Annotated in this window: 16 protein-coding genes; 11 read left to right on the forward strand and 5 right to left on the reverse strand. The window is 41.4% G+C overall.

Annotated features, from left to right (window positions below; genetic code table 11):
- Positions 1-16: 16 nt before the first annotated feature.
- Together CZ367_RS07520 and CZ367_RS07525 are read right to left on the reverse strand one after the other, a co-directional pair.
- A complete protein-coding gene (locus tag CZ367_RS07520; protein WP_077197396.1) occupies positions 17-991 on the reverse strand; it encodes a polyprenyl synthetase family protein in 975 nt (324 codons plus the stop codon).
- A gap of 838 nt (positions 992-1829) precedes the next feature.
- Positions 1830-2630 carry an energy transducer TonB gene (locus CZ367_RS07525; protein ID WP_077196307.1) on the reverse strand — a complete coding sequence of 267 codons (801 nt, stop codon included), beginning with the start codon at positions 2628-2630 and terminating at the stop codon, positions 1830-1832.
- Between the two features lie 165 nt (positions 2631-2795).
- Here CZ367_RS07525 and porQ point away from each other — a divergent pair, with 165 nt between their 5' ends.
- From porQ to CZ367_RS07580, 11 genes are all read left to right on the forward strand, one after another.
- A complete protein-coding gene (gene porQ, locus CZ367_RS07530; protein ID WP_077196365.1) occupies positions 2796-3740 on the forward strand; it encodes a type IX secretion system protein PorQ in 945 nt (314 codons plus the stop codon).
- Positions 3741-3854: 114 nt separating this feature from the next.
- The gene (gene cmk / locus CZ367_RS07535) at positions 3855-4547 is read left to right on the forward strand and encodes a (d)CMP kinase (RefSeq protein ID WP_077196366.1); all 693 of its coding nucleotides are present in this window, start codon (positions 3855-3857) and stop codon (positions 4545-4547) included.
- Positions 4548-5071: 524 nt separating this feature from the next.
- Positions 5072-6577 (forward strand): glutamine synthetase family protein, encoded by a 1506-nt coding sequence (locus CZ367_RS07545; protein ID WP_077196368.1) that lies wholly within the window; start codon positions 5072-5074, stop codon positions 6575-6577.
- A 181-nt stretch (positions 6578-6758) separates the two neighbouring features.
- Positions 6759-6929, forward strand: a complete 171-nt coding sequence (locus CZ367_RS15875; protein ID WP_154669301.1) for a hypothetical protein — start codon at positions 6759-6761, stop codon at positions 6927-6929.
- Positions 6913-8163, forward strand: coding sequence for a nucleotide sugar dehydrogenase (locus tag CZ367_RS07550; RefSeq protein WP_077196369.1), 1251 nt, complete (start codon positions 6913-6915; stop codon positions 8161-8163). Before CZ367_RS15875 ends, CZ367_RS07550 begins: the two co-directional genes overlap by 17 nt.
- A gap of 32 nt (positions 8164-8195) precedes the next feature.
- Positions 8196-9104 carry an alpha/beta hydrolase gene (locus CZ367_RS07555; protein ID WP_237581589.1) on the forward strand — a complete coding sequence of 303 codons (909 nt, stop codon included), beginning with the start codon at positions 8196-8198 and terminating at the stop codon, positions 9102-9104.
- A 133-nt stretch (positions 9105-9237) separates the two neighbouring features.
- Positions 9238-11967 carry a TonB-dependent receptor gene (locus CZ367_RS07560; protein ID WP_077196371.1) on the forward strand — a complete coding sequence of 910 codons (2730 nt, stop codon included), beginning with the start codon at positions 9238-9240 and terminating at the stop codon, positions 11965-11967.
- Complete coding sequence (locus tag CZ367_RS07565) at positions 11964-12347, forward strand: hypothetical protein (protein ID WP_077196372.1); 384 nt, start codon at positions 11964-11966, stop codon at positions 12345-12347. Before CZ367_RS07560 ends, CZ367_RS07565 begins: the two co-directional genes overlap by 4 nt.
- A gap of 96 nt (positions 12348-12443) precedes the next feature.
- The gene (locus CZ367_RS07570) at positions 12444-13856 is read left to right on the forward strand and encodes a DUF6850 family outer membrane beta-barrel protein (protein ID WP_237581591.1); all 1413 of its coding nucleotides are present in this window, start codon (positions 12444-12446) and stop codon (positions 13854-13856) included.
- 34 nt (positions 13857-13890) lie between these two features.
- Positions 13891-15123, forward strand: a complete 1233-nt coding sequence (locus CZ367_RS07575) for a DUF4876 domain-containing protein (RefSeq protein ID WP_077196374.1) — start codon at positions 13891-13893, stop codon at positions 15121-15123.
- 58 nt (positions 15124-15181) lie between these two features.
- Positions 15182-17992 carry a M16 family metallopeptidase gene (locus CZ367_RS07580; RefSeq protein ID WP_077196375.1) on the forward strand — a complete coding sequence of 937 codons (2811 nt, stop codon included), beginning with the start codon at positions 15182-15184 and terminating at the stop codon, positions 17990-17992.
- Between the two features lie 252 nt (positions 17993-18244).
- Here the strand turns inward: CZ367_RS07580 and mfd are convergent, their stop codons facing one another.
- The 3 genes from mfd to hutH form a co-directional block, all read right to left on the reverse strand.
- Entirely contained in the window at positions 18245-21715 is a 3471-nt protein-coding gene (gene mfd / locus CZ367_RS07585; RefSeq protein ID WP_077197397.1) for a transcription-repair coupling factor, read from the reverse strand.
- A 262-nt stretch (positions 21716-21977) separates the two neighbouring features.
- Positions 21978-23225 (reverse strand): imidazolonepropionase, encoded by a 1248-nt coding sequence (gene hutI / locus CZ367_RS07590; protein ID WP_077196376.1) that lies wholly within the window; start codon positions 23223-23225, stop codon positions 21978-21980.
- Complete coding sequence (gene hutH, locus CZ367_RS07595; RefSeq protein ID WP_077196377.1) at positions 23225-24700, reverse strand: histidine ammonia-lyase; 1476 nt, start codon at positions 24698-24700, stop codon at positions 23225-23227. Before hutH ends, hutI begins: the two co-directional genes overlap by 1 nt.
- Positions 24701-24779: the final 79 nt, after the last annotated feature.

The following is a 24779-nucleotide window of genomic DNA, read 5'->3' on the forward strand; positions in this document are numbered from 1 at the left end:
GGAAAGAAACCAAACTTTACTTCTGGCGTTTCATCATTGCTGCCGCATAAGCCTTTAGCTCCTCTTTTCTATCTTCGGCAATAGCCACAGCGTCAAGATATTTCTTGCTCTGCTCGTAGTAGAAGTCCATTTTCTCTTTGGCCATGCGGTCTATGCCTATATCGTTGTAGAGTTTGGTTACGGCTGCAATCTTTTCTTCGGTATCAAAATCCTTCTTTCCAATCCACGTTTCCAATTCCTTGCGCTGCACCTCGTTAGCTTCGTTAAAGGCTGTGATGAGCATATAGGTTTTCTTGTTGGAAGTAATATCTCCACCTATCTTTTTTCCAAACACCTTTGCATCGCCATACACGTCCAAATAATCGTCCTGCAATTGGAACGCCAAGCCTATCTGCTCGCCAAATTTATAAAGGTTGTCGGCATCTTCCTTGCTTGCATCGGCTAATATAGCCCCCATCTTCATAGCACAAGCAAGAAGCACACTTGTCTTTAAGCGTATCATTTCGATATACTCCTCCACGGTTACGTCCGAACGATTTTCAAATGCCATATCGTATTGTTGTCCTTCGCCTATTTGCAATGCCGTCTCTGTAAACAAAGCCAAACAAGCCTCAAGGTGCTTGCTGTCGCATTTAGCCAAACGTTCGTAAGCCAATACGAGCATCGAGTCGCCCGAAAGAATAGCTTGATTGTCGTTCCATTTCTTATGCACTGTCTGCTGACCACGGCGCAAAGGAGCTTCGTCCATTAGGTCGTCGTGCAACAAGGTGTAGTTGTGATAAGTTTCTAAGGCGCAAGCCGACGAAAGTATCGCTTCGGGATTGTCCTTATAAAGATTATAGCTAAGCATCATAAGGATAGGGCGAATACGCTTTCCACCCAAATCGAGCACGTACTTTATAGGCTCGTACAGGGTTGAGGGCTTACGGGTGTAAGGTAGACTATCCAAATAATGGTTTACGATTTTGAGAAGTTCGTCTGATGTCAGCATATTATATTCGGTATTGATATTTCGCTTTTTAAAATTTCTGTTTTCCCAATTAAACGGCATATAAGCCAATGTCTAATTGTGGGTTTTATTTATAACGAAAATCTTTTTATAATATTGTACGCTTATATAAAAAAGGTGTGATGGTTTTTATGCTGCTCGTTCTATTTTGCTGATTTGCAAGCTGTTGTTCTTAGTGATAAGTTTTGGGTTGATGTAACTTGTTTTAGCAGTTGTGCGTTTTAACATTTAAATCTGCGAAACAGCATTGTTTTATTATTCTCTTATATGGTTCTGAAAGTCCGATTTTAAGGTTTGCTATTGTCAAAGTTTATCTTTGACAATGTCAAACATATATGTATTGCGGTGTCAAAGTTCAACTTTGAGCTGCTTAGCATTGAACTTTGGACTGCTGAAATATCAAGAAAAGGCTCTTTTTCTGTTTGTTTCTGCTTTTTTATAGTTCTATATTTACTTGATTTAAAAGTCTTATTTTTGCACACTTTCGCTTACTATTGTATAACAATAAGTGTATCAATAAGTTACAGTTGCACGTAAAAAGAGGCTCTATTCTCGTACAAAATCTTTTTAGTTGGTAAATACGCAAAATATGAAGGGTGAATTTAACAATTAGGAAAGCTATTTGGTAAAAATAGAAAAGAATAAGTGAGAAATAGATAAAGGTTGTAAGCGGTTACGCAACTACTCTTTATACACAACTCTGTTTAACCCAAATCGGTCGTCCGACCCGTCTGACTTGTCTGACACGTCCGACTCGTCTAACGACCGATTTGGGTTAAACAGAGATGTGTATAAAGAGTAGATTATGCAAGGAGATAGCTTATGCTATTTGGAACACAATAGGTATTTCTACGAGCGACCTACAAGGTTTATTGTGTTCCTTTGCGGGTTTCCATCTGCCCATTGTGCGTACCACACGTAACACTTCTAAGTCGAAGGCGGTGTTTTTGGCCTTCTTCACCTTTACATCACTCACTGTGCCGTCGGCATTGATGATGAATGTAACGTTAACAACGCCCTGTTGGTTTGCCTTTATGGCAGTGGGTGGATATTTTATAGTTTTGGTAAGCCACACAACAAAGTTGCTCCAACCACCTGGCGGAGTAGGGGTTTGCGAAAGAATGTGTTTGTTTACTTTATCGTCCACTCGTTCCACCTTTTCTTCTGCATCATCATCGGTAAACTTGTTTTTCACCTCTTTGGCTATTTCCTCTATGGGTTTAGGAGGGTCGGGCAGGGCAGCAGTGTTGGTTGTGGTTAAGGCTACATCTCTCACTTGTGGTGCAGTGGTCTTTTCATCGTTCGATGTGGTGTTGCCCACCTCGTGTGGTGTAACCTTTTGCGGTGTGTCGCTGCGCTTTAGGTTTAGCATATCCTCCATAGTGGGCTTTTCGTCTTTCTGTTCCTTTGCAAGGTCTTGTTCGTCTATGGCAGGCATCATATCTTGGTTGTTTAAGACGAGTTCTTTTTTCAAGTCCATAGCCTTATCGTCCTCACTGTCGCCCCCTATTGAATATTCCATCGCTACATAAAAGATGGACGAGGCTACAATGAGACCCAAAACAAAGCCTATCCAGCGTTTGTTTTCTAAATCTGCACTTTTTGATTTCTTTATTTCCACGCTTAAACACTAAATATTGTCATTTCTCGTTATTAATGAGAAACAAGCAGTAAATATGAGCTTGCCGATAGCAGAAGTTCGTTGAAAAACTGCACAATCGGTAGACAAAATTAATAAGATATTCGGAAAAAGATGTATCTTTGCCGATAAATTAAAGTACATTAAATGAAAAAGCTCCTTTTCTCTCTCCTCCTTACAGGATATTCGGCTATGACTTTGGCACAAGAAAGTCAGACTGAATACAACTTCTTGCGCTTGCCCATTAGTGCACACGCAGCTGCTTTGGGTGGCGAAAACATAACCATCATAGAAGACGATCCAGCGCTGATGTTCTCTAACCCTGCTTTGGCAGCATCGGTAAGCGATATGACCATAGGGCTAAGTTATATGAACTATATGAAGGGAGCCAACTATATGGGCGCATCGTTCACAAAGGCTATTAAAGAAAAGATAACTGTGGGCGGAGGCATACAATATATGAACTATGGCAAGATGAAGGAGGTAGACGCCAACAATGTGCAGACAGGCGAGTTTAGTGCGAGTGAAATAGCGGTGGAAGGCGTTTTTTCGTACACCTTGGCACGCAATCTTGTGGGCGGTATCACTGCAAAATTCATCACTTCGTATCTCGGTTCGTACAACAGTATGGCGGTGGGTGTAGACTTGGGGTTGAATTATTACGATGAGGATAAAGAACTGTCAATATCTGCTGTGGCAAAGAATTTGGGTGGACAGGTTAAGGCGTATAAAGACGACTTTGGCAAAATGCCGTTAGATGTTCAGGTAGGTATGAGCAAAACGTTGGCTGCTCTCCCTGTGCGTGTGTCGCTCACCTTAGTAGACCTTACCCATTACGACTACCGCTTTATCAATCACCTCAACCTCGGTGCGGATATACTGCTTTCGGAAAGCATTTGGATAGGCGGTGGGTATAACTTCCGCAAGGCTGACGAAATGAAAATAGGGCGAGGATATGAGGAGAGTACACACGGAGCTGGTTTTAGCTTCGGTGCAGGATTGAATCTTGAACGTTTCAAACTAAACCTTGCATACGGTAAATATCACGCAGCAAGCAACTCTATATTGGTAAATTTGGCTTACACACTTTAAAATATGGGGGGTAATAGTTTTGTCTGACAAGTCGGACGGGTCTGACAAGTCTGACTTGTCCGACCATTCCGACAATGCTAATCATCTGCTTATCCCTCTTTAAAAATCAGAACAATGAAGAAAATAATAATAGCTATAGATGGCCATTCATCGTGTGGAAAAAGCACAATGGCAAAGGATTTGGCACGTGAGATAGGTTATATTTATGTAGACACGGGAGCAATGTATCGCTCGGTAACGCTCTATGCTATGCGCAACGGTCTGTTCAACGAAGATGGAAGCATCAAGTTGGACGAACTTGAAGCAAGCATCAAAGACATAAACATCGGTTTCCAACTCAACCAAGAAACGAGCAAGCCCGATACTTATCTCAATGACGAAAATGTAGAACAGGCTATCCGCACGATGGAAGTTTCGGCACACGTTAGTCCTATTGCAGCTGTGCCTTTTGTGCGTACAGCCTTGGTGGCTCAACAACAAAAGATGGGTGAGGCAAAAGGTATCGTTATGGACGGCAGAGACATAGGTACGGTGGTTTTCCCTAATGCCGAACTCAAGGTCTTTGTTACAGCTTCTGCCGAAGTACGTGCGCGCCGCCGCTATGACGAGTTATGTGCTAAGGGTATGGAAGCCAATTTTGCTGACATCTTAAAGAATGTAGAAGAGCGCGACTATATCGACTCGCATCGTGAAACCTCTCCACTCAGACAGGCTGACGATGCCATCGTTCTTGACAATAGCAACGTAACGATAGCCGAGCAAAAAGAATGGCTGCTGAACCAATATTTAAGAGTGGTGGCAGAATAGATTACATTGAACTATAGAAAAGATATACGGAAAGGCAGCTTAACCCAAATAGGTCATTAGCCCGCAAAGGCTTTTTAAAGCGTTTAGCTGTTATGCTTTTCTTCGTCTTTGCACCTTATTTTGGCTCTTTTCGTTTGTTTTTTCAGTTGTTTAGCTCGCTAAACGTCTTCAAAAACAAACGAAAAGAGCTCAAAATAAGCTCGCAAATCTCGAAGAAGTCTAACGACCGATTTGGGTTTAAGCAATTTAAAGTTGCCTTTTATTTCTGCGTTATGAGTTTGAAGATAGGTTAATGAGCTACGTTGTTTTTACCCATTAATTCCTATTTCTATAACCATTTTGTAATACAACTCACCTATATATACATTAAAATAGGTATAGTATGCTTTCTATATGCTTTTTGAAAGAAAAAAGCAAATAGTTTCAAATCTTCTAAAAAATCCATCGAAAAAATTAGGTTGTAATAAATATATTTCCTAAATTTGCAAAAGATAATAACTGAAAACTTAAATGTACTATCAATTATGGAAAATCACTCATTTGTGATCTATGCTAACAAGTTAGAAGCACAATTAAAGAAATCTTCTAAAGAGTTTACAAAGGCTGATATTATGCAGTTGGTTCAAGAACTTGACATCAAGATGGTTAAGTTTATGTACCCTGCTGGTGACGGTCGTTTGAAGACTTTGAACTTTATGCTCAACTCGGTTGAGTATCTCGAAACTATCCTCACTTCAGGTGAGCGTGTAGACGGTTCTTCACTCTTCAGCTTTATTCAGGCTAGTAGCAGCGACCTCTATGTAATGCCACGTTTCTCAACAGCATTTATGGACCCATTCGAAGAAATACCAACATTGTGTATGCTTTGTTCTTTCTTCAACCGCGATGGTCAGCCATTAGAGTCAGCTCCTGAATACACATTGCGCAAGGCTATGAAGTCTTTCACAGATGTTACAGGTATGGAGTTCCAAGCTATGGGCGAGTTGGAATACTACGTTATCAGCCCAGAAGAAGACGTATTTGAAGCTACAGACCAGAAGGGTTATCACGAAAGCGCACCATTTGCTAAGGCTAACGACTTCCGTACACGCTGTATGAAGCTCATCGCTGAATGTGGTGGTCAGATTAAGTACGGTCACTCTGAGGTAGGTACTTTCTTTGAAGAAGGTAAGTGCTTCGAGCAGAACGAAATAGAGTTCTTACCAGTTGCAGCTAACGATTGCGCTGACCAATTGCTCATCGCTAAGTGGATTATCCGTAACCTCGCTTACCTTGAAGGCTACGATATTACATTCGCTCCAAAGATTACAGTGGGCAAGGCTGGTTCTGGTATGCACATTCACATGCGCATTATGAAGGACGGCAAGAACCTTATGCTCGATGGCAACAAGCTTTCTGAAAACGCACGCCGCGCTATTGCAGGTATGATGAAGTTGGCTGAAAGTATCACTGCCTTTGGTAACAAGAACCCTACTTCTTACTTCCGTCTCGTTCCTCATCAGGAAGCTCCTACAAACGTATGTTGGGGTATGAGCAATCGTTCTGTACTCGTTCGTGTACCTCTCGGTTGGACATCAGGCGAAGATATGTGCCATAAGGCTAACCCAATCGAAGCTGAAACAGCTCGCGATTATAGCATCAAGCAGACTGTTGAAATGCGTTCACCAGACGCTTCTGCTGACGTTTATCAGCTCTTGGCAGGTCTTTGTGTTGCTTGCCGTCACGGTTTCGAAATCGAAGATGCACTCGAAGTGGCTGATGCTACATTCGCTGATGGAGACATCCACGACGCTAAGAATGCAGAGCGTTACGCTAAGTTGGCTCAGTTGCCAGATAGCTGTGTTGCATCTGCTGACTGCTTGGAACGCCAACGTGCAGTTTACGAGAAGTACAATGTATTCTCTCCAGCTATGATTGATGGTATCATCGCTGAATTGCGCAAGTTTGATGACCGCACTCTCCGTGAAGAATTGAAGAACAACGAGAAGGGTGTGTTCGAACTCGTTAAGCGTTTCTATCACTGCGGTTAATACGCACTGACATAAAAATAAGATAATAAAACCTGTATACAGACCTCTTTTGAGTTTCAAGAGGGGGACTGTATATAGGTTTTTATGTTATTATTAAGCAAGGTTTAAAGATTTTGTGTACCTTTGCATAGGGCAATGGTTGCTCTTCTTAACTTAAGAATTAAGGCAGAGTTTTACGAACTTGTCAGCTTTATCAGACTTGTCCGACCAGTCCGACCAGTCCGATCAGTCCGACCAGTCTGACCAGTCTGACTTGTCCGACTCGTCCGACTTGTCTGACCAATACAACTTGCCCAAAAAGGCTTACAACCCCCAACTTACATTGGCTAAAAGATATGGAAAACGACATTAAAATAGCAGTTGCAGGTACAGGCTACGTGGGACTGAGCATAGCTACTCTTTTGAGTCAGCACCACGAAGTTGTGGCAGTAGATGTGGTGAAAGAAAAGGTGGAAATGATAAACAATCGGGTTTCACCTATACAAGACGACTATATTGAGGCGTATTTAGCTGAAAAAGAACTGCATCTAACGGCTACTTTAGACGGTGAAACGGCATACAAAGATGCTGATTTCGTTGTGATTGCCACACCTACCAACTATGATGCGGTGAAGAACTATTTTGATACAACACACGTTGAAGAGGTGATTGAAATGGTGATGCGTGTCAATCCGAGGGCAGTGATGGTAATCAAGTCGACCATTCCTGTGGGCTATACAGAGAGCGTTCGCCAAAAGTATAATTGTCAGAACATTATCTTTGCACCCGAATTTCTGCGCGAAAGTAAGGCGTTATACGACAACTTGTACCCCAATCGTATTATTGTAGGTTGCCCTAAAGGTGACGAACGATTGGACAAGGCTGCCCACGATTTTGCTGCCTTATTGCAAGAAGGAGCTATAAAGCAAGATATTCCTACGCTTTTTATGGGCTTGACCGAGGCTGAAGCCGTTAAACTCTTTGCCAATACCTATCTTGCGTTGCGTGTGAGCTATTTTAACGAGTTGGACACCTACGCCGAAGTGAAGGGTTTGAACACGTCGGACATTATTCAAGGTGTGTGTTTAGATAATCGCATAGGTTCGTTTTACAATAATCCTTCTTTTGGTTATGGTGGTTATTGCTTGCCAAAAGACACGAAACAGCTGCTTGCCAATTACTCTGATGTGCCTGAAAACTTAATTCAAGCCATTGTGGAAAGCAACCGTACACGCAAAGACTTCATTGCCGATCAAGTGTTGCATAAGGCTGGTTATTACGACTATTATGAGCAAGGCAACTACAACCCCAAGGTAGAAAAAGAATGTGTGATAGGTGTTTACAGACTTACAATGAAGTCGAACAGCGACAACTTCCGACAGAGTTCCATACAAGGTGTGATGAAACGCATCAAGGCTAAGGGCGCAAAGGTGATAATCTATGAGCCAACGCTTGAGGACGGTACAACGTTTTTTGGAAGTGTGGTGGTGAACGACCTCAATAAGTTTAAAGCCGATAGTGATGAGATTATTGCCAACAGATACGATGAAGCGTTGGCAGATGTGAAAGAAAAGGTTTATACACGTGACATCTTCCAATGCGATTAGAATAGAAAGTAGACGAGAGAAAAGGAATGGTTATGATTGAAAAGATTGAAGAGGAAGGCGAACATTTTAAAGGATTGATGCGAGTAGAGGTAACACAGCCTCGCATAGACCTAATAAATGAAGTGGTGTATGCGCAATATTTTGGCAATGGCACACGCTCACTCCGTATGACAATCTTTATGCCTAACACCAAAGACCCAAAACCTTGTGTTGTGTATTTCCCTGGTGGAGGCTTCACAACATCAGATTATGGCAAGTGGAGTAGAGTGCGTATGGCACTTGCTTTGCAAGGTTTTGTGGTGGCAGCGGTGGAATATCGTCCTTTGCCTTTTGCTTTTCCGTCTATGCTCATTGATGGAAAGGCTGCTATTCGTTATCTGCGCGCCCACGCTGAGCAGTTTGGTATAGATACAAACAGAATAGGTGTGATGGGCAATTCGGCAGGTGGCTACTTGGCACAATTGGTTACGATGACTGCCAACGAACGAGAGTTTGATGTTGGCGACTTCTTAGAATATTCGTCTGAAGTTCAGGCTTGTTGCGATATATTCGGTCCTTACAATTTTGAAACAATCAGTGAAGGATATTCAAAAGAAGTGCAGACGTGGCATAACTCGCCAGCTGCCTCTGAAGCATTGTTGGTGGGTGGAATTACATACGGCACAGAGCCAGCTGCAAGCATTCCTAATAATGCTATGAAAGCGTTGTGGGCAAGTCCTAAAGGACATCTGCACGCCAATCTTCCACCTTTTCTTATTATGCACGGAACAGCGGACAAGATGGTGTCGAAATATCAAAGCGAACATCTCTACAAAGCCCTTAAACAGCTTAATGTACCTGCAGAGTTCTATTTGTTGGAAGGTGCAGGACACGGTGATGACCCTTGGTTTCAACAGCCAGTTATCGACTTGATTGTAGGTTGGTTCAAAAAACATTTGTAGTTTGTTTCCGACATAACCTCTATTTTTGTGTGTTCTGCTTTCGCTTGGTAAGTCGAATAATTTACTTACTTTTGAGTATTGCAGCACGCTAAAAAGCATTGTAATTTTGTAGTCTTAAAAGATTGACTACAAAATGAAACAAACAAGGAGCATTCTTTTTATATTGTTTCTTTTCTGTACTACCATTGCTTGGGCGCAGGAAGTTACGAGTGGACTTGTTTTGGAAAGCATAAGTCGTCAGCCTGTTATGGGAGCTGCCATTGTGATAGACAGTAGCAAAAATGTGGTAGCCATAACTGATATGAATGGACGGTTTCAGGCTAAAAATATTCAAGGGAAAACTATCCGAATTAGTTATATCGGCTTTAAGCCATTGGTGGTGAAAGCTCAAAATAACAATACCTATTATTTAGTAGAAGACACAAATGCGTTGGCTGAAGTAGTAGTTACGGCACAGGAGTCGAAAGGACTCTCTGCTGCATCTACAATAGGCAAGCAAGCAATAGAACATTTGCAGCCGTCAAGTTTTTCAGATTTGTTGGAATTATTACCAGGTGGACGCTCTGTTGACCCTTCACTCAATGCTCCAAATAATATTCGGCTACGTGAAGCAACGCCTACTAATAGTGCTAATTATGCTACTTCTTCTTTAGGAACGAGCTTTGTGATTGATGGTGCTCCAGTTTTTGCTAACGCTAATAAAGAATATCTTTCTGGAGCGTGGGAAGCAAAAGTTACCCAACGCGACTTTACAAATCAGGGTGTTGATATGCGAGCTTTATCAACCGATGATATAGAAAAAGTAGAAATAGTACGTGGTATTCCTTCTGTGGAGTATGGCGATTTAACGAGTGGTCTTGTAAAGATAGAACGTCGCAGAGGTGGTCATAATTTGAATGCACGCTTTAAAGCTGATATGAGCAGCAAGCTTTTCTATCTTTCTAAAGGAATTGAGTTTGGAAAAGGTTGGACGCTTAATCTTAGTGCTGATTATTTAGATGCCAACCGCGATCCTCGCAATACATTGGAACGTTATTCCCGTATCACGTTTTCTGCACGAACAAGTGCGTTGTGGAAGAGAAATACTTATACTATAAAATGGATAAATAATGCTGATTATGGAGGTTCGTTTGATGATGAAAAGCTCGACCCTGACCTTAATCAAGGAAAACTCGACACTTATAAATCACGTTATAATCGCCTTGCATTCAACTCGTCTTTAGATGTTTCGTTTAAGCAGAATGCGTGGCTTAAATTTATTGGAGCGACTTTCTCTACAAGTTATCAGCACGATGTGGTTTCACGCTTACGCTTGGTGCAACTTTCACGTATGATGCCTGCACTTACCACTACTGAAGCGGGTGAACACACAGTTGATATTTTGCCTTATACCTATTATGGGCAACACGATGTGGAGGGTAGACCCTTTAATCTGTTTGCACGTGTGAAAGCTAAGTTGCAAGTTCCTTCAGCAAGAATTTCTAACACATTGCTTTTGGGTACTGACTTCTCATTAGACAAGAATTACGGTGATGGGCAGCGTTTTAACCCCTTAGCACCTCTTTATACAGGTACTTCGGTGCGTCCTCGCAGGTTTTCTGTTATACCTGCAATGAATACGCTTGCTTTTTATGCTGAAGAACGGTTATTACTGCCTATTGGTCGATACAGATTAGAACTGAATGGCGGTATTAGAATGAATCAGATGCTAAATTTACCCACTCACTATGCTATGCACGGACATTGGTATGTTGATCCTCGTGTAAAAATAGGGTGGACATTTCCACAATTTCGTATCGGTAAATGGGCTACCCATATACGATTACAGGGTGGTGTAGGACAGCATACAAAGTTTCCTACGATGGATTATATTTACCCAGAGCCACGTTATTTGGACATAGTTCAGCTTAGCTATTATCACCCTGTGGAGGCTTTCCGCACTATCAATGTGCGTACTTATGTGCTTGATGTTGTTAATAAAAATATTTCTCCGGCACGCAATCTGAAGTGGGAAGTAGGTACAGATGTAACTTTTGCAGGTAACCATCTATCTGTAACGCTTTTCCGTGAAGATATGCAGTCGGGTTTTCGTACCAATACGGTGTATCAGTCATTTCGTTTTAAGCAATTCGACACTTCAGGTATCAATGCTAATAGTCTTGTTGCCCCTCCTGATGTACAAACCTTGCCCTATGCTATGGTGCAAGAATTGTTTGGCTCAACAACCTATTCAAATGGTAGTCGCACACTGAAACGAGGGTTAGAATATAATTTTTCTACTCGTCGTTTTTCATCACTGCATACTCGTCTTACGATTAACGGTGCATGGTTTCGTACGCTCTACCACAATTCGCAAGTGGTAGCCTATCGTCCCACAGCAGTTCTGGATGGAAAACAAATACAGTATGTCGGGCTTTATCGTGATAACGATGGATTGAGAACAGAAATGGCAAATACCAACTTCATATTTGATACCGACATTCCAAAACTCCGTTTGGGTTTTTCTGTATCGGCACAATGTCTTTGGTTTACTTCTTCTCAGCGTCTGCCACTCAGCAATGAACCTGATAAGTATATATCGCCCGATGGCGCATTGCACGATTGGAAAGCAGAGGACGCAAATGATACTTACTTGCGTTTCCTTGTACGTGATCATACACCAAAAGAGTATATTAAATATAATGTGCCATTCTCAATGAACTTGAATCTTAAAGTAACAAAGAAATTGCTGAACGACCATTTAAATATAGCAATGTTTTGTAATAGACTTTTAGATTATACACCTAACTACACCCAAAATGGAATTATTATCCGACGAAGCGTAAGACCTTATTTTGGGTTGGAAATAAATATTAAATTATGAAGCAATATTTTTTAATAATAGTTTTAGTCTTTATGTCTTTATGTCTTGCATCGTGTCATAACGATGTGGAAAACTATATGGTAGAAACTTCTATCACTCTAAATAGTGCAGATGCAACACAGATAGACAGAGTTCAAGCCACGGCAACCTTTACGAATTTAAATACAAAGCAGGTTATAAGCTCTACAAATTTTTATGGTAATAAACTTACAGAAAAAGTTTTACGAGGGGCTTATCAAATCTCGATAGATGGTATAATACGTTATACGGATAAAAACAATGAAGTTAAAGTGCGGTCGTTTCGTAGTAAAACCGACTTTGTAAGCCTTGTAAATAGTAAAGAGCAGTCCATAGAGATGCAACCTATTTTTATAGACTAAAAAATGAATAGTTACCGATTTCTATATATAATAATAACTTTATTTTGTGCAGACTTTAGCTTTGCACAAGATACAGCATACATTGAACGTGTTACAATGGCACGCATTATAGAGAAAGAAACTTGGAGTAATCCAGCTTCTTATGGACGTGCTTTTCGATTTAACCATTCGGAGCTCTCACTCACTGCCGATAGAGAAAATGCTAACGTTCCGTTTATACTTGAGAAAGGAAAGGGACATAAATCTATTGAAGCTATGGCAACATCGTATATTCGACTCTCAAAGTATACCACGGTCTGGGGTAGTGCAGCATATCTCACAGGGCAAACCACAGGAATACGTTGGAATTCTACAACAGACTATGACTTGCTTGCGCCTTATTTGCTTGCAGATACCGTAGGAGGTGATACTGAACGAGAAAGGTATCAATTTTCAGGTGGATATACTACAAAAGTGGGACGTTGGGATGTAGGTACGGAATTACAATTCCGTGCCGAACAAGAATGGAGACGAAAAGACCCACGTATGAAAGGAGTAGTTTCTGATTTGAAACTGAAAGTAGGTGCAACTTACCCAGTAGCTTCTTATCGCTTTGGAGTAGCCTTGCAAGGAAATATTTATAAGCAATCGAACGATGTAGATATATATAATGAATTAGGAGGTGCTACTGAATATATCTTTACGGGATTAGGTACATACTACAAACGATTTTCAGGTGCGAATACAGATGTGAACTATAAAGGCAAAGGCATAGCAACTTCGATTTTTATGATACCACTTGCAAATTATGGCATCTTTGCTAATGCAACATTTGAAAAGCAAAGTTATGAACGAATATCTGCTGAGTACAATTCGCTACCTTTAACTACGCTTTCCAACAATAAAGCTTCAATATCTGTGGGGTATCGTTGGCAGGGAATACAGCATGTCTTTACGCTTTTGGGACATTATAAGATATTGAGTCAACACGGCATAGAACACGTTGCAGGCGATGCTGTGGCAGGAGTTTATCCTGTGATAGCCAACCTTACCATGTATAAACACTATGAGACGAAGACTTGCGTTGAAGCAAATTATATTAGTCGTAAGAAGATTGAATGGAGTATTGGAACGAAAGTTGGTCTTATTTCTAATCAATCAAAGTATATATATTCATATAGAGAAATGAATTTTTCACACATCTTTGGAGAAATAACAATGCAGATATTACGGCCTCTAAGTAAAAGATGGTGGCTTGATGGCGATTTTACAGCAACTTATTTAGGACGGACAAAAGCCAATATTACAATGCCTTATGCAGATATGGAACCCTATTTCGTCCAGTATGTAAATCACAACTTTGCGCAACAAAAAGGCAGTTGTGTAGAAGTGAAAGCTCATCTTCGTACTGATTATAAATTGAGCGATTCACGCTATGGCGTATTTGCTGAACTTTCAGGAGGTATGATAGCCAATGATGCACATACAAAACGATTGGGCGTTAAGATTACATTAGGTTTTGTATTTTAAGAAAATTAAATTAGTAACAATAAATTAAGAGAAAATGAAAAAGAAAATTTTGATGAGCATTAGTATGCTCTTAGCTATGTGTTTTGCATTTGTTTCTTGTTCAGAAGACAAGAACGATGTGCCAGAAACAAAAACATCGGTAGTGATAAACCTTGAAACACCTATTAATATTGGTGAAAATACTTTGACAGACGGTGTGGTGTTGCTTGTAAACAAATGGGGGTGTACTTACACCTACACCATTAAAGAGTTTGAAAAAACAGAAAAAGGCTATAAAGCAGTGGTGAAAGATATTCCTGTAGGAACTTATGGCGTTATTGCACAAGGAAAATTAAAATACCAGTCTGGTGGAAAAGAAATCACTACCGACGTGAAAGCTACTAATGATAATGTGCAATTAGTAGAGGATATGAATAAAAACTCGATTAGTCTTTTACTACATGTTTTCACAGGTAAAGAAGGTTTTGTTATTTCAGAAGTTTTCTTCCGTGGTACAAAAACTCCTCAAGGAAAACAATATATAGCAGATCAATACATAAAGATTGCTAACAATACAAACGAAATATTATATGCCGATGGATTGGTTATTATGCAATCGGTATTTATAAATGGAAATAAGCATAATTATCTAAAAGATTATAGAAACGAAGGCTTTGCAGCCGATGCTGTTTATATGATTCCTGGTGATGGTGATGATGTTCCTGTAAAGCCAGGAGCAAGTTTGCTTTTAGCATTGAATGCAAAAAATCACAAGACAGTTAATCCTAATTCTTTTGATTTGAGCAAGGCTGATTTTGAGTTTTATGATGTCTCAACTAACAATTATAAAGACGAACAAAATCCAGGTGTAAGAGATCTTGAACGTATTTTTTGTAGTTCAGCTTCGATTCTTGTATTGAATATGCAAGGCAACAAGGCATATGCAATTGGTAAAATTCAAGGAACAAAAAAAGCGTTTTTGAAGCACAATTATTACGAAGCTCAGTATCATAATGAAATAAATGGTAAGTTGATTACCCAAAAGGCTTATTTCTTACCAAGTTCTTGGATTATTGATGCTGTCAATATTGATATGCAGGATAACCCGCACGACTGGAATATTTTGCCTATTTCTATGGACAAAGGCTATACTTATTGCATAGCAAATACTAAGGACGCAACAGGCGTTGGTAAAGCTGTTGTACGTAAAATGCAGAACGGAAAGTATGTTGACACCAACAATTCAACAGAAGACTTTACACCAAAAGCTACACCAACTGTAAAATAAATTCTTTTTACCTCCTCCAACAATGCAGTTGGAGGAGGTTTACTATAATTGAAATATTATGAATAAACTTTTTACAAAGTGTCTTGTTATGCTCCTTTTGCCACTTTCTGTGGCTGCACAAAAGGTAGAAACTGATAAATCTTACAAAATAGGAAAATTAAAAAATGGGCTAACTTATTATATAAAGCACAATGCGAAAGAACCTGGGTTAGCCGACTTCTTCATTGCACAACGTGTAGGTTCTATTCTTGAAGAACCTCGCCAACGTGGATTAGCCCACTTTTTGGAACATATGGCATTCAATGGTACAAAACATTTCCAAGGAAAAGGAAATTCATTGGGTATTGTACCTTGGTGTGAAACCATAGGTGTGAAGTTTGGTACTAACCTCAATGCTTATACAAGTGTGGACCAAACTGTTTACAATGTATCAGCAGTGCCTATAAAGCGTGAAGGAATTATTGATTCTACTTTACTTATATTACATGATTGGAGTCATTTCTTATTGCTTAATGAAGATGAAATAGACAAAGAACGTGGAGTTATTCATGAAGAATGGCGTACACGTCGTGCAGGAATGGCTGTGCAACGTATGATGGAGCGTGTAATGCCCGTTGTTTATAGAGGTACGAAGTATGTAGACTGCTTGCCCATTGGTTCAATGGATATTGTAGATAATTTCCCTTATCAAGACCTACGTGATTATTATCAGAAATGGTATCGCCCCGATTTACAGGCTATTATTGTTGTTGGTGATATTGATGTAGACAAGATGGAGCAGAAGATTATTAATGTTTTTGCCGATGTTCAAAAACCGAGAAATCCTGCTGAAAGAGTTTATTATCCTGTACCCGACAACGATAAAATGGTGGTAGCTATCGACAAAGACAGCGAACAACCCATAATGCTTGTAAACCTTTATATGAAGCAAGAAGCTACTCCTGATATCGAAAAGCCACTTGTTGCAACGGTACGTAAAAGTTATATAGTTTCGCTTATTACAAATATGCTCAATGGTCGTTTGGGCGATATAAAGAAGCAACCTATCGCACCTTTCCATAGTGCTTCAGTGGGTGTTGGACAATTCTTAGTTTCAAAGACTAAGGACGCTTTCTCCTTATCATTTGGTTGTTTGCAAGAAAATGTAAAAGGTTCGTTTGATGCTGCCATCGGTGAAGTAGAGCGTGCTCGTCAATATGGTTTTACAGCGAGTGAACTAAGCCGAGCTAAAGTAAAGCTCTTAAAAGCAGCTGAACGTCGTTATATAGGGCGTAACGACCGACGCAATCGTTTTCTTGTTAAATTGGCTTTACAAAACTTTTTAAATAACGAACCTATTACTTCTGCTGAATATGATTTCCAATTGACGAAAGAGTTTGATAAGAATGTAACATTGGCAGAGGTAAACAAAGAGGTTGCTGAACTTATTTCGAATAAGAATCAAGTATTGACAGTTTATGCGCCTGATAAAGCTGATTTTCCAATAGCCGATGAAGCTACATTTGAAAAATATGTACTTGATGCACAGGCAAAACAATACAAACCTTATAAAGAGGAAAATATACAGGCAGAACTTATTGCTAAATTGCCTAAAAAAGGTAAGATACTACGCGAGTTGGATTGGGACAAGTTTGGAGTAAAGAAGCTCGTCTTGAGCAATGGTGTTGAGGTATATATAAAGAATACCGACTTTGCTAAAGATGAAGTAAGTATGCGTTTCTTTGGAGAAGGTGGAACATCACTTTACGCTGATAAGGATGCCATAAACTTCTCAATGATTTCAAGTGCTATCACAGATGCTGGTGTAGGACACTTTAATAAAGTACAGTTGGATAGAATGCTTACAGGAAAAACGGTTCGTGTAAGTCCAAGTATCGGCAATGAAACACAAGCCATTAATGGTGGCTCTTCAGCAAAGGATTTGAAAACAATGTTGCAGCTTACCTATCTTTACTTTACTGAGCCTCGCAAAGATGCTGAGAAGTTTAAAGGAAATATAGAAACAATGCGCTCATTTCTGAAAAATCGTGAGGCTAATCCGCAGGTGGCTTATAACGATTCTGTTTCTGCCATTCTTTATGGCAATCACCCACGTTTGCAACCTTTAAAGCGAAGCAATCTTGATAATGTTTCTTACGAACGAATTTGGGAAATTTATAATGAACGCTTTAGTGATGCAACTGGCTTCAAAATGATATTGGTAGGTAATATAGATATGGCAGCATTACGCCCCTTGCTTTGCCAATATATCGCAACATTGCCTGCAAAAGGTAGAAAGGAAGTTGTAAAAGGCTCTTATCCTAATGTGCGCAACGTAAACGAAACGCACCTCTTTAAAAAGAAAATGAATACACCCTCAACATTAGTAAATGTCTTTTATACTTTTGATGAGCCATTTACGGCTAAGACCGACCTTGCCATTGACGTCTTTAAGCGTGTACTGACCATTGCTTATACCGACTCTGTGCGTGAAGAAAAAGGAGGAACTTATGGAGTGGGTGTACAAAGCCAACTTGACAAGACTTCCGAACCAAGTGCTCTTGTGAAAATAAGTTTTCGTACCGACCCTGCAAAATACGAAATGTTAATGCCTATCATTTACAAGCAAATTGAGCATATTGCTAAGAATGGGCCTTTGTTGGAAAGTATGGATAAAGTAAAAAAATACTTGCTAAAGGCTTATCAACAGAGTATTATCACGAATGGATATTGGGATTATGTCATTTACAACCATTTGCGCCATAGTGTTGATTTCTACACCAATTATGAAGCGCTTGTAAAGGCTTTAACTCCTCAAGATATACAGCAAATAGCAAAAGATATATTAAATTCAAATCGTAGAATTGAAATCACAATGATGTCAGAATAAATCAACTTAGAAAGAGAGTTAAGTAATTGATTTCTAAGATTTATTCCAATATTTATCCCAAATCGGTCGTTAGAATGAGAATGTATTTTTTGAGCTTATTTTGTGATTTATTTTGCATATATCAAAGGAGCATAGCGGGCTATGTGACTACAGATATAGGCAAAATAAAGCCAAAATAAGGCAAAAAGACATCTCATAAGTTTCAATAATAATTGAAGGGACAACTAAACTGGTCTAACGACCGTTTTGGGGTTATCCTTTCTCTATATCCCTCAGCACAAATACGGCATCGCCAACGCTTTTTACTTGACTGATAACCATTGAGCGTTTGCCGTTTTTCTCTTTCAGATTGCAGCGGCGAGTTTGTTTGGTGAGGTACGAAATCACCTTGCCAAAGGCTTGACTCTTGTAGTAAGGGCTTTGCTCGTTAGAGATGAATTGCATTTGGAGTGTACCTTGCTTCAAGATAAGCTTCTCACAGCCCAATCGTTTGCCCACTCTGCGGAGTGCTACTACCTGCATAAGTTCGATACCTTGGCGAGGTACAGGACCGAAACGGTCTTCCAATCTTTTACGATAAGCATCAAGGTCGGCATCGTTTTCTATGTTATCAAGTTCACGATAGAGTAACATTCGTTCCGAACTACCGGGTACATAGGTGTCGGGAAAGTACATTTCAAGGTCGCTTTCCACAGCGCAATCGTCAATGAAGTCATCGCCTGTAAGCTCTTTACCCTCTGCCATTTCCTCCGCATAAAGGTCTTGAAACTCGTCATTCTTGAGCTCGGTTACGGCTTGATTTAATATTTTCTGATACGTTTCATAGCCCAAGTCTTCCATAAATCCACTTTGTTCAGCTCCAAGAAGATTGCCCGCACCACGAATATCAAGGTCCTGCATAGCGAGATTGAACCCACTTCCAAGGTCGGAGAAGGTTTCCAACGCCTCCAGTCGTCGACGTGCATCAGGATTGAGGGCTGCCAATGGCGGTGCAAGAAGGTAACAAAAGGCTTTCTTGTTAGAACGTCCCACACGTCCACGCATCTGGTGAAGATCCGACAGACCGAACTTGTGCGCATCGTTGATAATAATAGTGTTGGCATTGGATATGTCGATACCATTTTCTACAATAGTGGTAGAGAGCAGCACATCGTAGTCGTGGTTCATAAACCCTATGATGATTTCTTCCAACTCTTCAGGTTTCATCTGCCCGTGACCGATAGCAACACGACAATCGGGTATGTATTTCTTGATAAGGTTTGCCAGTTCGGGCAAGTTGGCTATGCGGTCGTTCACGAAGAACACTTGTCCGTTGCGGCTCATCTCAAAGTTGATGGCATCAGCAATTACTTCAGAGGAGAACGAACTTATTTCTGTCTGAATGGGGTATCGGTTTGGTGGAGGCGTACGCATAATGCTCATATCCCTTGCTCCCATCAGCGAGAATTGTAAGGTACGTGGAATAGGTGTTGCCGACATCGTAAGGGTGTCGATATTGCTTTTTAGCTGGCGCAATTTCTCCTTGGTAGACACGCCAAATTTCTGTTCCTCGTCAATGATAAGCAAACCTATATCTTTCCATTTCACACTCTTACTAATGAGCTTATGCGTTCCTACAAGAATATCAATCTTTCCTTCGGCTAAGTCGGCTAACACTTGCTTGGTTTGCTTGGCGGTTCTTGCACGCGAAAGATAATCCACACGTGCAGGCATATCCTTTAGACGCTTCTTAAAAGTTTGATAATGCTGAAATGCCAGCACCGTTGTAGGCACGAGCACAGCCACTTGTTTTCCATCGGTAGCTGCCTTAAATGCTGCCCTCACAGCCACTTCCGTCTTGCCAAAGCCCACATCACCGCATATCAATCGGTCCATCGGGCGACTGCTTTCCATATCTTGTTTCAAGTCTTGCGTAGCCTTCAGCTGGTCGGGCGTATCCTCATAGAGGAATGAAACTTCTAATTCGTGTTGCATAAACGAGTCGGGCGAGAAGGCAAAACCCTTTTCGTGTCGACGCTTAGCATAAAGTTTTATCAAGTCGCGTGCAATGTCTTTGATGCGTTTCTTAGCCTTTTCTTTCAGTCTGTCCCACGCCCCAGAACCGAGAACTGACAGTCGAGGCGCACCATCGGCACTGTCGCCACGGCGATACTTGCTGATTTTGTAGAGCGAATGAATAGAAACGTCTACAATATCGTTATGCTGATAAACCAAACGTATCATCTCTTGATATGACTCGCCTGTAGGAACACGCACCAAACCTGCAAACTTGCCAATACCAAAGTCTACGTGTACAAGGAAATCGCCAGGTTCCATCTCTTGCAACTCCTTCATTGTGAGTGCCATCTTGCCTTGGCGAGCCTTGTCCGACTTGAGGCTATACTTATGGAAGCGGTCGAATATCTGATGGTCGGTAAAGAAACATACCTTTAAATCGTTGTCTACAAAGCCCTCGTGTAGGGTTCTGTTTACAGGCATAAAGGGGATATTGTCTGCCACGGAGGTAGTTTCGGCTGTGCTGTCTGTCTCCATCGAGTCGAATATGTCGCGCAGTCGTGCTGTTTGTTTCTCACTGTCGGCAAGAATATACAGCTTGTAGCCCTGTAATAAATAGTCTTTTAACGATTGTGTCAGCAGATCGAAATTCTTGTGAAACAGCGGTTGAGGCGAAATATTAAAGCGTATCGTAGCTTGCGAATTTGCCTCATTGGCACGATTAGCCCCAAACTCTATGCGCTTAAAGTTTACAGCATCTTCGGTGAACTGGTGTGCGGTGATGAGCTGAAGATTGGCTTGCAATTGTTTGCGTAGTTCGTTTTGTTCTGCCTCGGTCTTACCTTCCAATTGCTCGGTTAAGGCTTGGGCAGTAAATCCCTCTTTGTATATTCGCTCAATGGTGTCGTGAATATACAGCAAGTCTTTCATTATCAGGATGGTATCTTTAGGCAGAAATTGCAAAAAGGGTACTTTTTCTTCTGCTAAAGTTGCCAATTCGGGTACTATTTCCACCTTCTCTTTCTTGTCCTTGGACAATTGTGTTTCCACCTCAAAGGTGCGAATGGTGTCTACATCGTTGCCGAAAAAGTCGATGCGGTAAGGTAGTTCGCTCGAAAAAGAATAGACATCAAGAATGCTGCCACGAACGGCAAATTGCCCGGGTTCGTACACATAGTCCACTTGTTGGAAACCATACGAACGCAAAGTCTTTTCTATTTCGGTTAAGTCCATCGTTGCACCCACGTTTACCGACAAGGTTCGCTCGTCCAACTTGTGCTTGGCTACCACCAATTCTGCCAATGCCGAAGGTTCGGTAACGATGCAAAGGGGTAGGGCAGACTTCTTTTCGCCTTCGCCAACTGTTGATAGGCGCGACAATACCTCAGTACGGAGAATTTCGTTACCTGCGTCACGCTGACCATACTTTACAGCTCGGCGATATGACGATGGGAAGAATAGCACCTCTGCCACTTCTCCTTCGCCACCTTCGGGCATCGCAATGGTTTTCAAGTCGTTGTAGAAATAACCTGCCTCATCGTTATCGTTGAGGACGAAAAGCATCGTTTTTTGCCATCGTTCTGCTATCGAAGCAAAAAACAGAGGTGTGGCAGAAGCCAATAATCCCTGAAGAAAAACCGTGCGTACCGCCTTTTCTTCTATTGTTTTCATCAAAGCACCGCCCTGTGGCAAGACGGCATATAGTTCGTTAATTTCCTGTATCTTCATCACCTTATTACGTTCCAACAAGCTGTTGGAAGCTGTCTTTTGAACTACAAAGATACAATTTTTACCTTATATATAACCTTTCCTTTTCTTTCTTTTAGCAGTTTTGTGCGTTTTCTTTTCCTCATTCTTCATAACTTTGTGCTATTCTACATCTTTAACCCAAATCGGTAAAAAGAATTGGAGATAGAGATGTAAAGAAAACAATACAGCCCCACTGCGTTATTGGCAATGGGGCTGCATTTGTATTGTTAGAGAGAGGGAATTATAAACCCTTATATTCTTCGCCTTTGAGGAATACTCGGCGAATAATAGGTGTGGTGTATGCGTAAGGGATAAAATCGATAGAAGGAATTGGGTCGGTAATGTAGAAGTTGGCTACCTTACCTACGGTGATAGAACCATATTCTTCGCTCAATCCCATTGCGCAAGCTGAGTTCAAGGTTGCAGCATTGATGGCTTCGGCAGGCATCAGACGCATCTTAATACAAGCTAACGAAACGGCAAACTTCATATCGCCCGATGGCGTAGAACCTGGGTTGTAGTCGGAAGCAATAGCCATAGCAAGTCCTGAATCAATCATCTTTCGTCCCGGTGCGAATGGCATATTGAGGAAGAATGATGTACCTGGAAGTGCGGTTGGTATTGTTTCGGCATCTTTTAAGAGTTCTATATCGTGGTCGTCCATTGCCTCAAGGTGGTCAACAGAGAGTGCGTTACATTCCACACCTACCTCTACACCACCGGAGACAGCGAGTTCTTCACCGTGTATTTTACCACGAAGACCATACTTAGCACCTGCTTGGAGCAAGCGACGAGTCTCGTCAGGGGTGAAGAAACCTTCATCGCAGAATACGTCTATAAAGTCGGCAAGTTCTTCTTTGGCTACGGTAGGAAGCATATCGTTGATGATGTGGTCAACGTATTGGCTCTGTCTGCCAGTATACTCACGACCTACAGCGTGCGCACCGAGGAAGTTGGCAACTACCTTTACAGGAGCTGTTTGCTTAATGCGGCGAATAACACGCAACATCTTTAGCTCGTCTTCAAGGTTGAGACCATATCCGCTCTTGATTTCCATTGCACCCGTACCCTTGCGAATGACTTCGTCTACTCGCTTCATAGCTTGCTCGTAGAGTTCGTCTTCTGAGAGTTCGTGCAGACGGTCTGCAGAGTTGAGGATACCACCACCACGTTTAGCGATTTCAGCATAGCTCAAACCACGTATCTTGTCTACAAACTCGCCTTCACGGCTGCCTGCATAAACCACGTGTGTGTGAGAGTCGCAGAACGATGGCATAACTGTGCCACCTTCAGCATCTACCACTAATGTGTTTCTGTCTACCTGTGGCATATCAACACGTGAACCGTACGCTACGATACGACCACCCTCTACATAGAGATAAGCGTTCTCTATGGTGTTGAGCTGAGACATTTCAGCCCCTCGCAAGCATCGTTTACCATCGTGCCCGACGCCTGCGAGTATGCCAATATTTGTGATTAAAAGTTTCATTACTTGCGGAGGAATTCTACAGACTTAGCAATATGAGGTGCCATAAACTGGTCGTTTTCAACGAATGGTACAACCTTGCGGTAAGCCTCAAAAATAGCTTCGATTGCTGGAGATGACTTCAATGGGCGACGGAACTCAAGTGCCTGTGCTGCATTGAAGAGCTCGATAGCAAGTACACGTTCTGTGTTCAATACTACTTGATAGAGCTTTGTAGCTGCGTTAGCACCCATACTTACGTGGTCTTCCTGACCCTGTGAAGAAGGAATACTATCGGCAGAAGCTGGTGTACAATACATCTTGCTTTGGCTTACGATAGAAGCTGCAGTGTATTGAGGTATCATAAAGCCGCTGTTGACACCTGGTTTAGCTACCAAGAAGCTTGGAAGGTCGCGTGTGCCAGATACGAGCTTGTAAATACGACGTTCGGAGATGTTGCTGAGTTCGCAAAGTGCAATAGCAAGGAAGTCCATTGGCTGTGCGATTGGTTCGCCGTGGAAATTACCTGCAGAGATAACCAAGTCTTCGTCAGGACAAACTGTTGGGTTGTCAGTAGCTGCATTCACTTCGATGTCGATTACAGATTTCACGTAGCGGATAGTATCCTTAGATGCACCGTGAACCTGTGGCATACAACGGAAAGAGTAAGGGTCTTGTACGTTTACCTTAGGTTGCTTGATGAGTTCGCTGCCTTCGAGCAATTCACGGATACGTGCAGCGGTTTCAATCTGTCCTTGGTGAGGACGAACAGCGTGTACAGCGTGTGTAAATGGTTCGATACGACCATCGTAAGCTTCCAATGACATTGTACCAATCTTGTCTGCCCACTCGCTCAAACGTTCTGCCTGAAGCATACACCAAACTGCAAATGAGTTCATATTTTGTGTACCGTTGAGAAGTGCAAGACCTTCCTTAGATACGAGCTGGATAGGCTGCCAGTTCATCTTCTTCAACATCTCTTCGCCAGAAATAACCTCACCGTTCATTTCCACACTACCGATACCTAAGAGTGGCAAACATAGGTGAGCCAATGGTACAAGGTCGCCTGATGCACCGAGTGAACCCTGCATATAAACTACTGGGTAAATATCGTTGTTGAAGAAGTCGATCAAGCGTTCAACAGTTACCAACTGGCAACCAGAGAAGCCATAGCTCAAAGACTGAATCTTGAGCAACAACATAATCTTCACAATTTCGTTAGGCACTCTGTCGCCCACACCACAAGCGTGAGACATCATCAAGTTCTTCTGAAGGTCAGAGAGCTGTTGTTTGTCGATAGAAATCTTGCACAATGAACCGAAACCAGTAGTAACGCCATAGATAGGCTTGTCTGATGTTTCAATCTTCTTATCCAAGTACTCACGGCAACGAACGATGCGATTACGAGCGTCATCAGAAAGTTCAAGCTTAATATTGTTGTTGATAATTTCACCAATTCTTTCAATAGAGAGGTGTTCTGCACTTATCTTATGTTTCATAATTGTGTCTTAAAAGTTAACTTGTTTATAATAAAAAAAATCACAGACAGAACCTTTTTGGCTCTATCTGTGATATTGT

The sequence above is a fragment of the Prevotella ihumii genome (assembly GCF_900155655.1).
Lineage (GTDB): Bacteria > Bacteroidota > Bacteroidia > Bacteroidales > Bacteroidaceae > Prevotella > Prevotella ihumii.

Coding starts and splice junctions, on each gene's coding strand:
- CZ367_RS07560 (WP_077196371.1), top strand. CDS start 9,238: ATGAAACAAACAAGGAGCATTCTTTTTATATTGTTTCTTTTCTGTACT.
- CZ367_RS07570 (WP_237581591.1), top strand. CDS start 12,444: ATGGCACGCATTATAGAGAAAGAAACTTGGAGTAATCCAGCTTCTTAT.
- porQ (WP_077196365.1), top strand. CDS start 2,796: ATGAAAAAGCTCCTTTTCTCTCTCCTCCTTACAGGATATTCGGCTATG.
- CZ367_RS07575 (WP_077196374.1), top strand. CDS start 13,891: ATGAAAAAGAAAATTTTGATGAGCATTAGTATGCTCTTAGCTATGTGT.
- CZ367_RS07565 (WP_077196372.1), top strand. CDS start 11,964: ATGAAGCAATATTTTTTAATAATAGTTTTAGTCTTTATGTCTTTATGT.
- CZ367_RS07520 (WP_077197396.1), bottom strand. CDS start 991: ATGCTGACATCAGACGAACTTCTCAAAATCGTAAACCATTATTTGGAT.
- hutH (WP_077196377.1), bottom strand. CDS start 24,700: ATGAAACATAAGATAAGTGCAGAACACCTCTCTATTGAAAGAATTGGT.
- cmk (WP_077196366.1), top strand. CDS start 3,855: ATGAAGAAAATAATAATAGCTATAGATGGCCATTCATCGTGTGGAAAA.
- CZ367_RS07545 (WP_077196368.1), top strand. CDS start 5,072: ATGGAAAATCACTCATTTGTGATCTATGCTAACAAGTTAGAAGCACAA.
- hutI (WP_077196376.1), bottom strand. CDS start 23,225: ATGAAACTTTTAATCACAAATATTGGCATACTCGCAGGCGTCGGGCAC.
- mfd (WP_077197397.1), bottom strand. CDS start 21,715: ATGAAGATACAGGAAATTAACGAACTATATGCCGTCTTGCCACAGGGC.
- CZ367_RS07550 (WP_077196369.1), top strand. CDS start 6,913: ATGGAAAACGACATTAAAATAGCAGTTGCAGGTACAGGCTACGTGGGA.
- CZ367_RS07580 (WP_077196375.1), top strand. CDS start 15,182: ATGAATAAACTTTTTACAAAGTGTCTTGTTATGCTCCTTTTGCCACTT.
- CZ367_RS07555 (WP_237581589.1), top strand. CDS start 8,196: ATGATTGAAAAGATTGAAGAGGAAGGCGAACATTTTAAAGGATTGATG.